The 13,473-nt window shown below is 29.6% G+C and carries 7 protein-coding genes and 1 pseudogene; all 8 read right to left on the bottom strand.

Going from position 1 to position 13,473, the window contains the following annotated elements:
- Positions 1–135 precede the first annotated feature (135 nt).
- Positions 136–366 (bottom strand): hypothetical protein, encoded by a 231-nt coding sequence (locus BM027_RS08860; RefSeq protein ID WP_090090960.1) that lies wholly within the window; start codon positions 364–366, stop codon positions 136–138.
- Between the two features lie 141 nt (positions 367–507).
- Positions 508–4,362, bottom strand: coding sequence for an InlB B-repeat-containing protein (locus BM027_RS08855; protein ID WP_090090958.1), 3,855 nt, complete (start codon positions 4,360–4,362; stop codon positions 508–510).
- Between the two features lie 434 nt (positions 4,363–4,796).
- On the bottom strand, positions 4,797–6,221 hold the full coding sequence (locus tag BM027_RS08850; RefSeq protein WP_090090956.1) for a cadherin-like beta sandwich domain-containing protein: 1,425 nt from the start codon (positions 6,219–6,221) through the stop codon (positions 4,797–4,799).
- Positions 6,222–6,733: 512 nt separating this feature from the next.
- Positions 6,734–8,305, bottom strand: coding sequence for a cadherin-like beta sandwich domain-containing protein (locus BM027_RS08845; protein ID WP_090090954.1), 1,572 nt, complete (start codon positions 8,303–8,305; stop codon positions 6,734–6,736).
- 708 nt (positions 8,306–9,013) lie between these two features.
- Positions 9,014–10,354, bottom strand: a complete 1,341-nt coding sequence (locus BM027_RS08840) for an N-acetylmuramoyl-L-alanine amidase family protein (protein WP_090090952.1) — start codon at positions 10,352–10,354, stop codon at positions 9,014–9,016.
- A gap of 538 nt (positions 10,355–10,892) precedes the next feature.
- Entirely contained in the window at positions 10,893–12,494 is a 1,602-nt protein-coding gene (locus tag BM027_RS08835) for an N-acetylmuramoyl-L-alanine amidase family protein (protein WP_090090950.1), read from the bottom strand.
- A gap of 110 nt (positions 12,495–12,604) precedes the next feature.
- Complete coding sequence (locus tag BM027_RS08830) at positions 12,605–12,784, bottom strand: hypothetical protein (RefSeq protein WP_090090948.1); 180 nt, start codon at positions 12,782–12,784, stop codon at positions 12,605–12,607.
- A 473-nt stretch (positions 12,785–13,257) separates the two neighbouring features.
- A pseudogene (locus BM027_RS18225) lies at positions 13,258–13,473 on the bottom strand (hypothetical protein); the annotation flags it as partial.

Raw genomic sequence — 13,473 nt, 5'->3', positions numbered from 1 at the left:
GTTTTCAGTTATTTTTTAAGCTTGTAATCTAGTTACCTCAATATTTAAGTCAGTTATATCGTGTGAATTTTTTACAGTTATCTTATCTACTCCACTAACTATATTTGCTATATGAGTTAGTTCCGCAGTCATATCTTATGAAATGTCATCTAATTTATCTTTTATTTCTTTTTGTCCAATTTCTAAATTATCTAATCTAATATCTATTTTATCCAATCTATTGTCTACGTCATCTAACCTGTTTACTATCTTTTCTTGTCCGTTCTCTAATTTATCCACTTTACCCTCTAAATTATCAAATCTTACTTCTAATTTATCAAATCGTCCTTCTATCCTTTGCAATAACTCTAATATTTCTTTATCCACACACTTCACTTCCTAACCTAAATATTTCTACATTACTTTTATTATATCTTAAATATTAACATAATACTCCCTTGTAAATTTTTCTATAAATATTTCTAAAATCTTAAAATTTATACTATGTTATAATATCTAACACTCTGTTTACACTCCAGGTGTGCTAATTTTACAGGTTATATCTAATTTCTTTCCAACTGTATGCTCTGTAACTATTGATGCATTATCTGTTGGTATATTTGTTAACCCTGTCCATGTATAAATAAAGTTGCTTACACCTGAAACACTACTTTTACCAATTGCTGTAACAGTTAAATTTTGGCCTCCTAGTACTACATCTCCAGATTTAATAATATCCTTATCATTATATTTTGCAGTTATTGTACTATTAACTAATTCTTCTGATTTATCTAAATTAAAACTAACTGTATAGTATTTTAGTTCTTTATTTCCACTTACACCATCTTTTATTGTTATAGTGTCACCAGTATCTTTATTATTAATAAAGATTTCATATTCTCCATTTGCCAATCTACTTGCCTTAACAACACCCGTTTCTGGTTTTTCTGTTGCTATTTCTTTTGATTGTATTATATTTAATGTCTTTTGTTTTAAAGTTACTATACCAAAATTATCATATGCAGTTCCATCTTTTGTAACCTTTATTGTTGCTTCATATCCTAATTGTAATTGAGTCTTTGCAGATTCTAAGTCAGTTTTTGCTTTTATTACATTTACTAAAGTAGGATTTTGAACTTTTTCAGCATTTAATGCTTTAATTATTGAATCTGAATAAATCTTCCAGCTTTCCACAGTATACTTAACCTCATCTTTTATATATTGTGGATTATTACGATCTGTACCAATTTCACCATCTATTAATGCTGTTAAATCTTCTTTTGCTTTTGCCAATTCTGCAGCTGCAGTTACATTATCTTCCACTTTCTTCTTTTCATTTGTTTGAGTTGTAACCGCAGCAGTGAATTTACTTCTAATAGATTCTGCTCCAGTTTCATCTAACGAATAAGCTTTTTGATTACTACCTGCATAAACTGCTTTTAAGACTTCTATTTGATATTTATCTTTTGGCTCTGTTGAAGTTTCCAGAGCTTTATATAAATTATACTCTTCATTAGTTATTTTAAAATTTGTATAATTTACTTCAATTGCTGTTTTTAAAGATGTAAATTTATCCCCCTCTGTTCCCTTATCTATTGCTCCATTAATTTCTTGTATCGCCTTAACTAAGTTTGAATCTATTTGCTTTACAACAACTCTCGCTTCGTTACTTACTGCATTATCACCTGAGCTAATTGTTACCCTTACTATATAACTACCGGTTGCTATATTATTAAATTCTGCTATAAAATTATCTTCCGCTTCTGAATCTTTTTTCATATTACATGTTCCATTTTCAATTACTTTTCCATTTTGCATTAATTCAGCTTTTATTGTTTCTGATCCAACATTAAATGCATCTGCCTTAACTGTAACTTTACCTGAACTATCACTGGAAACTAAAATCTTATTTATCAAACGGTCATCTGGTGTAATTTTACATATTAAATCTAATTTATTTTTAACCTCATTAATTACAAATGTTTGACCTTCTGACTTTACAATATTTTCTTCTGACCATGCATACTTGAAGTTCTTTATGTTTACATTGCTACTTGTACCATTTACTTTAATAGTTAACTCTTTCCCTCCAAGCACCATTTTTGATCCTTGAAGTTCACTTGCAATATTCTTATCACCATAAGTTCCTTTAATTATTTCACCTCTTACTAAGTCTGATGTTTTCATTTTTAAATTTATTGTATAATAATCTAATACTATTTTAGTTGGACTAGCATTAGTTATTTCTATTATTTTACCAGTATCTTCACCATCAACAACTATTTTATATCTTCCATTTATTAAAGATGCCTTAACTCCTGTTTCTGTATCTTTTGCTTCTATCTTTTCTGATCCTTTTTCTAAGGTTACTGTTCTAAATCCACCCCATACTGTACCATTTAAATTAATATCTATATTTACTAAATAAGCTCCAGTCAAATTATCGAATGCATATTTTAATTTTTCCATTGAACTTTGTACAAAATTTATACTTGTTCTATCTTGTGCATCCTTTGCTTGTGCTAATGCATTTTGGTATGCCTTCCAACTACTTGCTGTATATTTATCCTCAGTTACATCTGATTTAGCTTCATATTCATTTATTAGTTTTATTAATTTTTCTCTTGCAGCTACTAAATCTTTTTCTCCTTGTGAATTCTTATCATCTATCCCCTTTTGACTGGTTTGTTTTTTAACTCCAGTATTGAATGCAGTTTTAATTGCTTTTGCTCCATTTTCATCTTCTACATAAGCTTTACCCCTACTTGCATCGTAAACTCCTTTTGCCACTTCTATTTGATACTTATCACCAGTTACTTTCAATGCTACATAGTTTGCATATTCTTCTTTACTTACTCCAAATACAACCATAATTTCTTTGTCATCAAGTTTTGTTTTAATAGCACTAAACTTTGCTGCTGCATCACTAGTTGTAGCCATTGCAATATTAATTTCTTGTACAGCTGACTTTAATTTTTCATCTAAATTCTTAACAGTTACTGTAAAGTCTTTTTTGACTGAAAGTCCACCCTCTTTTGATATAGTTGCTGTCAATTTTACTTCTTTAGTATCAGTTCCATTTGGTCTTTTCACTTTTCCATCTTTACTAATAATATCTTCATTATCTGATGCCCAAGTAATAGTTGTTCCATAACTTCCTCCCGTTGGTAAATTAAAATCTGATATTACAAAACTTAAATCACCTAAGCTAAGTGCTTCTGCATCTTTTTTAATAGCAGTGTCTGCTGCATCTGAAGATGATATAACATTAAATTCTTCTGAACTAGCACTCACTGTCCCAACAGTTACTTTAGCTGTATAAGTCCCTACGCCTACTCCTGTAAATGTATAGCTTATAAGACCCCTTGATCCTATATCTACAGTTTCTGTCTTTACTACAGTTCCAGTAGACTTTTCAAATAATTCAATCGTAGCTTTTGCTCCATTTGTATAATTAGTGGCCCTTGCGCTCACTTTAACACTGTCTTTTCCTGATATATTATTAGTAATTACTTTAGAAAGTAGCACTACTTGTTCACCTGGCTTTGTATCTGGTTTTGTATCCGCAGATCCATCTGATTTTACCCATTTTGCATGCAATTTAATATCAGCTCTTACTTTTGTATCCTCTGTAAATTCCTTTTCAAAATCATCATCATCTTTATACCAACCATCAAATTTATAACCATCTTTTGTAGGTTCATCTGGTAAATCTATTGTTTTTCCTGATTTCACACCATTTATTGAAGATACCTTACTTCCACCATTTGAATCAAAAGTTACCTTATACTTAACTATAATTTCTTTAGCATTTTCAAACATATCATCACTTGATGAACTCGAGTTATTTGAGGAATTTGATTTACTTGATGAATTTGTATTATTTGATGAAGCTGCTCCCCACAAATTCCCATCACTACTGTATGGTGGTTTATAACCTCCTGGTAAAACATTATTAGCAACATCAAAAGTCTTATTAGCACTAGGAATTCTATCTCCTGTTGCAATACCATTTTCATCAAAATTATAAGATTGTCCATTAATTGAAATTCTTCCTGTTTGCATAACTCCATCTGATCCTAGTGCATAAACTTTTCCATTAACTTCAATTATACCATTTTGCATTACGCCACTACTATCTGTGTAATACCAATTCCCCCAGTTATTAATCCATCCAGTTATCATAATTCCATTATTATCAAAATAATACCAATTTCCATCAATATTTTTCCATCCTATAAAAGTTGCTCCACTTTCATTCCAGCTCCAGTTACTTTGGCCTTCTCTTATCCAAGCAGCTGAAGCCCCCACTGGAACTACTGTTAAAATTGTTGTGGCGGCCAAAACTGCTGCTACTGCCTTTTTTAAAACTACATTTTTCATTGATATTACCTCCGCTTTATGTAAATCTCTAATTCCTTAAGGCATATGAAATAAAATAACAAGTCAAAGATGCTTATATATTGACTTGTTATCTTTTGAAAATGCCTAAGCTTATTAGTTCCTAATAGTTCCTATTATCTACTATAATACCATAATAACAAACTTTTCCCATTATGTAACCCAGTAAACTGTAAAATATGAATAATATACCCATAAACAATCCATCTATATACAGTTAATTGCAACATAAAAAAGCCTTAGATGCTCTGAATTAGCACCTAAGACTTTATATTTCATTGATTTTAATTTATATATTTCATTTCAGTTGTTTGATTTAGTCATATTAAAAAAATAATAGACCAGTGTACATGTATATGTGATCTATTGTTTTCTTTCATGTGCCTTATCAATATGCAACATATTTTTAAAGATATCTAAAATATAACTGATCCATCTTCATTGAAGTTATAAGTATGTCCATCAATAATTTTAGTACTTGTATTCATGGTTCCATCATCATTTAAATAGTAATACCTATCACCTTCATTTAACCCTCCTGTTCTCATAGTTCCATTATAATTTATATAATACCAATTACCATTATTTAATACCCATTCTCCACTTTTCATGCCTCCGTAATCATTAAAAAAATACCAGTCATCACCATTCTTAAGCCAACCTGTTTTCATTGTACCATCTGAATTCAAGAAATACCTGTCACCCTTATATATTATCCAACCTGTTTGCATTTCTCCAGTATAATCTGATATATACCAGCTACCCTTATCTAATATCCACCCTGTTTTCATTGCACCATCTGAATCTAGAAAATACCATTTATTATTGCTTTCAACCCAACCTGTTTGCATCACACCATATGAGTTTAAATAATACCATTTATTATCATCTAATATCCAGCCTGTTTGCATTGCACCATGTGAAGCTAGAAAATACCAATTACCCTTATCTGATATCCAGCCTGTCTGCATATTTCCTCTCTTATTAAAATGAAAAAATCTATCATACATTTTATCATAAAACCATATATTATTTAAACATTCACCAATTGAATCATTATATCTCCACCTGCCATTTACAACTATCCATTGATTAGGTTTGATTACTGAGTTAACTGAATTAGAAACATCGGGTGATATAGGAATACCTACATACATATTTAATATATATGCCTTTTCTCTCTTAGTTTCCTTATCTTTAACATTAACATTAATAATATACTTACCTATACCACTAAATCTTATTTTAATTAAACTATTATCAGGATCTAGCTCAGTACCATTAACTGAAACTGTATAATTATCGTCTTCTGTCACTGGATTAAGCAGTGCTCTAGATGTATCTTCATCAACTTCTATATTATAAAAAGGCTTTGTCTTTTCAAATCCAATATTATTCCCATCAATCATCATATCTTTTAAATAAAGAGCTTCTTTTCCACCCCTATATATATAAATAGTATAAATAGCTGTGTTAGCGCTATTATCATCTCTAACTTCCAGTTCAATTTTATTCTTACCGTCTTTTAGTTCTACTATCTTTCTATACTTGTCCTCTTCAGTTACTATTTCACCATTAATTTTAACCTTATCATCAGAATCTTCCGGTTTAGCCCTCACTATTATTTCTTCAAGAGATTTATCAACATCCAAAACGTAAGAATATACATCATCAGAGAAATTAATATTACATCCATCACTTAAAGATACACTTTTAAAATATACTCTACTTGCAGCATAAGTCTTTGTAGTCGTTAAGCTTAAATACTTTGCAGGTTCTATAACTCCAAATACACCAACAACTAAAGCTCCTAAAAGTATATGTTTAATGCTTTTATTCATACTCCTCCCCCTTCTACTTAGGCATCTTCAAAAAATAACAAGTCAATATGCCTTATGTATATACTAATAATTTTAACATTATAATGTTAAAACGTAAATTATTAATACCTTAAGATAATATTAATTTTATGGCATCTTCAATTCCCTTTTTACTGGAATTTGAAGATTTAGTTGCTTCTTATACTAAATTTTTATCTAATGTTTTAAAAATAAAAAATAGAGATATGATATAAACTATTCACGAAACTACTTTTCGTATCTGTAGCCTATCATATCTCTATTTATTTGCATTTATTTTTATACTTAGGCATAATAAAATAAATAACAAGTCAGTATGTTAGTCTATTTTGCGTCATACTGCGTCGATAAAATCAACCCATAGCTTGCTATGCGTTAATTTCATCTCCTTGTCTGACTCAAAATATACGTTGCATCTTTGACTTGTTATTTTCTTTAATATGCCTTAAAACCATCTATATCCTATTTTAAAAAGGAAACTTACTTTTGGAATCTTATCTAATCCACATTCCATTTGCTCCTAATTTATAACCATTTATAGTTGTATTAGCAAGCATTGCTCCTGTGTTATCTAATAGATACCATCTACCATTACCATCATTTAACCATCCTGTTTTCATAGAACCATTAGAATTTAGGTAATACCATGTTCCATTTATATACTTCCAACCTGTTTCCATAGCTCCATTACTTCCTAAGTAATACCATGTTCCACCTATATATGACCAACCTGTTTCCATAGCTGCGTTACCATAATTTAAATAATACCATGTAGAATTATTATATAACCAACCTTTGGCTGCACTTCCATCAGCTTGCATAAAATACCATTTACCAAGATTTCTATCAATGAACCAAGAATTCTTAATTGGATTTCCTATAGAATCATTATAATAAAAGTTACCATTTACAGTCACCCATTGGTTAGGTTTTGCTTTTTCATTAGTATCAGTTGATGTATCTTTATCAGGTTTAGTTCCTCTATATATATTTAAAGTATATGTTCTTTGGTCTGAACCATCTTTAACCATTACTTCAATTTCATTCTTACCTTCTTTTAAGTCAACTGTTCTTTTATAATCATCATCATCATCAACTTTTCTACCATCAATTTTAACTGTATAATCATCTTCTTGTGGCTTTGCTGTTATTCTTATATCATCAACTGACTTTTCAACAGATACATCATAAGAACTTGTCCTCTTTTTAAAATCAATCTCTCCATCACTTAAACTAATATTTTTTAGATATACATCATCTTGATTATCATCATCATCTTCATCTATAGCATCAGAAGTTCCTCTATATATATTCAAAGTATAAGTTCTGCTTTCAGAGTCATCCTTAATCTTTATTTCAATTTCATTCTTACCTTTTTTCAAATCTACATTTTTTCTATACTTATCATCTTCATCAACTTTTTTACCATCAATTTTAACTGTATAGTCATCATCTTCTGGCTCTGCTGTTATTTTTATTGATTCAACTGATTCTTTAACCTTTACAGTGTATGAAGATGTTTTTCTTGAAAAATCAATATCGCCGTCACTTAACTTAATTTTATCTAAATAAATATCATCATAATCTTCATCATCATCGTCATCATCCCTTGAACTTGATGAAGTACTTTTTACTTTTATATTATAAGTCTCTTCGTCATTTTTATTAGATTCACTATATACTGTTACTTTAAGTTTTGTTCCATCACTTACTGAAAGTTTTTCATCTAAATCATATTCCTTTTTACTACCTGACTTAACAACTTTTGCTTTATAACCAGCACCTAAGTCTGCACTTATCTTAACTGACTTACTACTACCAATTTTGACATAATAATCTGTTTTATCAGTCTTAAAATCTACCTCATCACGGCTCTTGCACTTAGAATTATTATAAAGTTGAAGCTCCTTTGATCCTTTCTTAACTTCAAGATTCTTTAATGCATCACTAGATACACTTGCATGTGCTACTGTTGTTGTCAAATTAATATACTTTGAAGGTTCTATTGTAGCAAATGCAGCTACTGTAAGAACCATTGCTATTACTTTCTTTAATTTCTTACTCATTAAAATATTCCTCCCCTTTTTATCATAAATTTTACCATTAACATATTAAACTAAAAATTAAGAATTTCTTAATTTATTCTTAAGTTTAAATTATGCAACGGATATTTTGTGTCAAATAAATAGACAGTTCTAATGATAATTGTCCTATCACAGGATTCTGTCGATTCAGTATAGTGAAAAATATACTAGCATACTGACTAGTTATTCTTTTGAAGATGTCTTAATCATATGAAATAAAATAATAGGACAAAGATAAATTATAGAATATTATCCTATAATTTCTATTTTAAACCTTCACTAATATATACAACAGCAAATGCAATTTTCGGTACCTTTTAATATATTTATATCTACCTTTTAACTTAAATAACAATATTTATATGTAAATATTGTAAATAAATATAAATTTTTTATATTATATTCTATTACATTAGAAGATTATATAACACAAAATAGACTAACATACTAACTAGCTATTCTTTTAAATATACCTAAGAACATCTATACCTAGAAAAGGACATATTAGTACTACGGATACTAGCAAATAGTGATTAAGTGTTTCTATCATTTCTGCAATAGAATTATGGCAAACTCAGCTAAAGCTTCAAGCAATGCCAAATTCTATAACAGAAATGATGAAACACTAAAATCATTATTTACAATGTATCACTACATGCTAATATGTCCTTTTTTAGGAATGAATATGCCTTATCCGATCCAAGCTCCACTTGCATCTAATTTGTATCCATTTATAATGGTATCATAACGCATTACTCCTGATTCATTTAAATAGTAATACTTACCATCGACCTTTATCCATTGAGTTCTCATAACTCCATTCGTATCTAAATAATACCATTTTCTATCAAGTTGTATCCATCCAGTTTGCATAGCTCCACTATTATCTAAATAATACCAAACTCCACCAGTATATAACCAACCTGTAGCCATATTAGCATCTGCATCTAAGAAATACCATTTTCCTGAATTCTTATCACGAAGCCATGCACTCTTAAGTGGATTTCCACTTACATCATTATATTGCCATTTGCCATTTACAGTTACCCATTGTTGAGCTTTTTTATTACTTTGTGTTGGACGATCTACTGTAATATTATTGTCTCCTGTTGCTGGCTTATTATTTTCTGTTGTATTAGTTGAACTTGAAGTTGTTCCTCTATTTATATTTAATGTGTATATTCTCTTGTCTGAACCATTTTTAATACTTACTTCTATTGCATTTTTGCCTTTTTTTAACTCTACTGTCTTTTTATAATTATCCCCATCATCCACTTTTGATCCATCAATTTTAACTGTATAATCTTCATCCTCTGGCTTTGCTGTAATTTTTATTTCATCTATTGATTCCTTAACATTTACATCATATGAAGTCTTATCTTTTGAGAAATCTATTTTTCCCTCACTTAGTCTAAGATCATCTAAATAAATATCATCTTGATCCTTATCTTCATCAGTAGTATCAGAATCAGAACTTGAGCTAGAACCATTCTTTACATATATTGTATATGTCTTTTTTACATCACGCTTTACACTATCTTTATCAAAATCACCATCTTTATATGCTCTTACATAAAGTGTAGTTGTTCCTGAATCAATGTCAATTTCATCACCCAAATCATATTTCTTTTTATTATTTCCTTTAAAAACATATACTTCATAATCGCTATCATTATCTGCAGTTATATTAACTGAGCTAGTCCCCTTTGAAACCTTTGCATAATATGTTGTATCACTAAATTCAAAATCTGTTTCATCATCACTCTTGCAATTAGATTTACTGTAAAGCTGAATCTTATCTGAGCTTGATTCCTCATTAAGCTTAAGGTCATCAAAATTATCTTTATTAAATTTGTCCTTCTTATCCTTCTTATCCCTCTTATCTCTCTTATCTCTCTTATCTCTCTTCTCTTTATTAGAACTTGCATAAGCTTTTGTTGTTGTTAAATTCATATATTGTACTGGTTCTATTGCAGAAAAAGCACAAACAACAAGTGTGGTTGCAATAATACGTTTAATATTTTTATTCATTTAACTCCGCCTCCCTTTTAATCTACATTTTACCATTAAGATAACAATCTGTAAATTAAGATAATCTTAACCTATTAATGATTAATATTCCTAATGGAAATAAGACTTGTAGTATCCAAAGTAAATGCATAAAAATATATTTTATAGAAACTCTGAAAAAATTTCTTCCTTAACCTATGGCTCATCTACAAAAAGAAATAGAATTTATATTTACACAAGATACATTAAGAAAATAAACTTTAGTGTTTCATTATTTTAAAAATTAACTAAGCATTAAGAAATAACTATTGTTTGAACCTTTAGGTGAGTTTAGTTATTTTAGCTAAGTTAATTTTTAAAATTATAGAAATTCTTAGTTTATTTTCTAGTATCTGAAGTAATATATAAATTCTATTTCTTGAGAAGCATTTTTTCTTCCTTATTATAATGAGCATCTAAAAAAAAATATGGATATGCCTTTCACTTAAGTCATTGCATCAAAAAAATTTTTTCAACAATACGTAGTAAATACATATCCATATTTCTTAAAAAAACATCTCTATTCTAAAATTCCATCTGCACTAAAATGGTATTTAGTTGCATTAATGTATCTTGTACCTGTTACCATAATTCCGTTAAGATTAAAGTAATACCATTTTCCATCAACTAAAGCCCATTCATTTTTCTTCATCTTTCCACTTTCATCATCTAAATAGCACCATCCATCACTTGAATATGCCCATCCAGTTTTCATTGAACCATCATCATCTGCACAATACCAGCTTCCGTCATGTCTAAACCAACCTGTATACATTGCACCTGATGGATCTTTGAAGCAATACCATTTATCATTTATTTGTGTCCACTTATTAGCGGCAGCTCCATCACTTCCTAGGTAATACCAAGAATCACCACACCACTTCCAAGTTGAATTTTCCATGTTCCCATTGTTATCAAAATAATACCAATAATCATCAATTTTAAACCACTTATTAGTAACTACAGTCCCATCAGCCTTTAAATAACAAGTCTTATTTCCATTTTGAGCCCACTGAGATTTTCTAACTTCTCCATTTGCATCAAGACAATATATCTTGTCCCCATCTTTTATCCATTGACTAAATACTTGATAACGATTTTTAGGTGAGAAGTAACATCTCTTACCATCAACGATTTGCCAGCCTGTCTCTAAAGCACCATCAATTCTATTAAAATAATACTTCTTACCTTTTATTTCATTAACGCCTCTTAACTTAATACCATCCTCATCATAATAATAGATGTAACCATCCGTCTTGTCCCATCCTTCATCCTTGTTAATTCTATCAAGGAAGTCATCAGTATGATCATTAAGATCATCAAATAAATCATCTATTGAATTAGTAACATCATTAATTGAATTAGATATGTCATTTAATCCCTCAGTAATGTTTCCTATTATACCCTTTATATTATCTCCTAAATTTTTTATTACATCTTCTAATTTATTTATTAACTCTCCAAGAACTAAATTACCCTCTACACCAAGTTTAGTAGTATCCACATATATTGGCTTTTGTCCTGATTTTAATAACATTCCTGCTATTGGTCCACCAGCTATAATTCCCATTCCAACTACTGTACCATCAGCTTTTACTCCTGCATATTGATATACAGGTATTTTTTGTGTTGCACTTTGTAGTTGTGTAGTTGCTGTGGCAATCGCACCAGGTAATATTTTAGGAACTAGAACCTTAACTTGAGCTTCAACTTGAGGCTTAATCATTTCTGCAATTTGTCCATCGGTTGCATCAGGATATTTTGCTTTTGCTGCAGCAGTTGCCTGTGCTGTTGCCATTGCTGTTACCTTTGCAGTTACCTCTTTTGTTACCATTGGAGTTACTATCTTTTCTGCTGTTTCTTTACTTAAATCTATCTTTACATATTTCATAAATGTAAGCTTAATAGCATCTGCATCAGTACATACATTTTTCTTTAAATAAACTTTTAATCCTTCTTGTACCTTAGCCTCATCCGCGTCTGTCCACTCCATGCCTGTTGCAGCTGTTGTTGATGTTGTTGCCGCATAAGCCTTTACATTAAATATATTTTTCGGTGCTATTGTAACTACTGAAGTAGCAATTAACATTAACGCCATTACCTTTTTAATTCTTTTTATCATATTTCTTCCCCCTCTGATCTAATATGATTGTTTAACTTTAGCATTTTTATTGTAGTTTAGTCAGTTGTCCATAATCATATTATTATTAAATATTATACCACTTATACTGACTAGTTCAAAGATGAAAATATGCTAGAGATATCAATTTTCCCATCAATATATTCTGAAACTAGTTTTTTTGTTTCATAAGTTAGTTCTTGTCCATGTATTATAGAAATAGCTAATGCTTCATTTGAAATTTTTATTCTTTCTTCCTTGGTTGTATTTGTAATTGTATAATTCCTTTTCACAATAAACACTCCCTATATGTTTTTATTTATCCTTATATTGTACCACTTTTGGTTGCATCACATTTTTCAATAAGGAACATGAAAGAAAATTATACTTCAAAATGATTATATGCAAAAAAGGAGCTGCATCATAATACAAATCATTTAATGATATGATGTATATTCAAAAAAAAAAATAGAAATAACATTTGTAGAAGAAGCATTGAAAAATAAACTTAGAGTTTCTTTATTTGAAGTTGTTCCATAAATGATTGTCCTAATGCATATTAGGAGCAATCTTTTATGGGTACAACTTTAAATGTTAGAAACTATTAGCTTATTTTTCTAGTCTTCTTTAATAAATGTTATTTCTATTTCTTTATTATTACTTCACTTGATAATTCTGAGACAGCCCCTCCTCGTTACTAATCAGTAGAATTTACACCCATAGGGTGGTAAAAAAGCGATTTAAGAATATTTAAACTAACTATATCTTACTTCTCAGTTGTTTCTGAAGGTCCTTGATGTTGGTGTGCTTCTTTTATTTTTGCTTTTATTTGATCATTAGAAAGTCCTGTAGTATCTATTCCTAATTTTTGAGCTTGCGCTGTCATAATTTTTGCTTGTGCATCTGCTGTTGAAAGTCCTGTAATGTCAACACCTAATTTCTTAGCTCTTTCTGCAAGACCTTGTTCTTCACGTGTTGCTTT

This window comes from Clostridium uliginosum, from assembly GCF_900112485.1.
GTDB classification, from domain to species: Bacteria; Bacillota; Clostridia; order Clostridiales; family Clostridiaceae; genus Clostridium; species Clostridium uliginosum.
This window is presented reverse-complemented; position numbering and strand designations above follow the sequence as displayed.

Bases quoted from the DNA above. Each gene is read 5' to 3' on its own strand.
- BM027_RS08835 (WP_090090950.1), bottom strand. From the start codon at position 12,494: ATGATAAAAAGAATTAAAAAGGTAATGGCGTTAATGTTAATTGCTACT.
- BM027_RS08855 (WP_090090958.1), bottom strand. From the start codon at position 4,362: ATGAAAAATGTAGTTTTAAAAAAGGCAGTAGCAGCAGTTTTGGCCGCC.
- BM027_RS08850 (WP_090090956.1), bottom strand. From the start codon at position 6,221: ATGAATAAAAGCATTAAACATATACTTTTAGGAGCTTTAGTTGTTGGT.
- BM027_RS08840 (WP_090090952.1), bottom strand. From the start codon at position 10,354: ATGAATAAAAATATTAAACGTATTATTGCAACCACACTTGTTGTTTGT.
- BM027_RS08845 (WP_090090954.1), bottom strand. From the start codon at position 8,305: ATGAGTAAGAAATTAAAGAAAGTAATAGCAATGGTTCTTACAGTAGCT.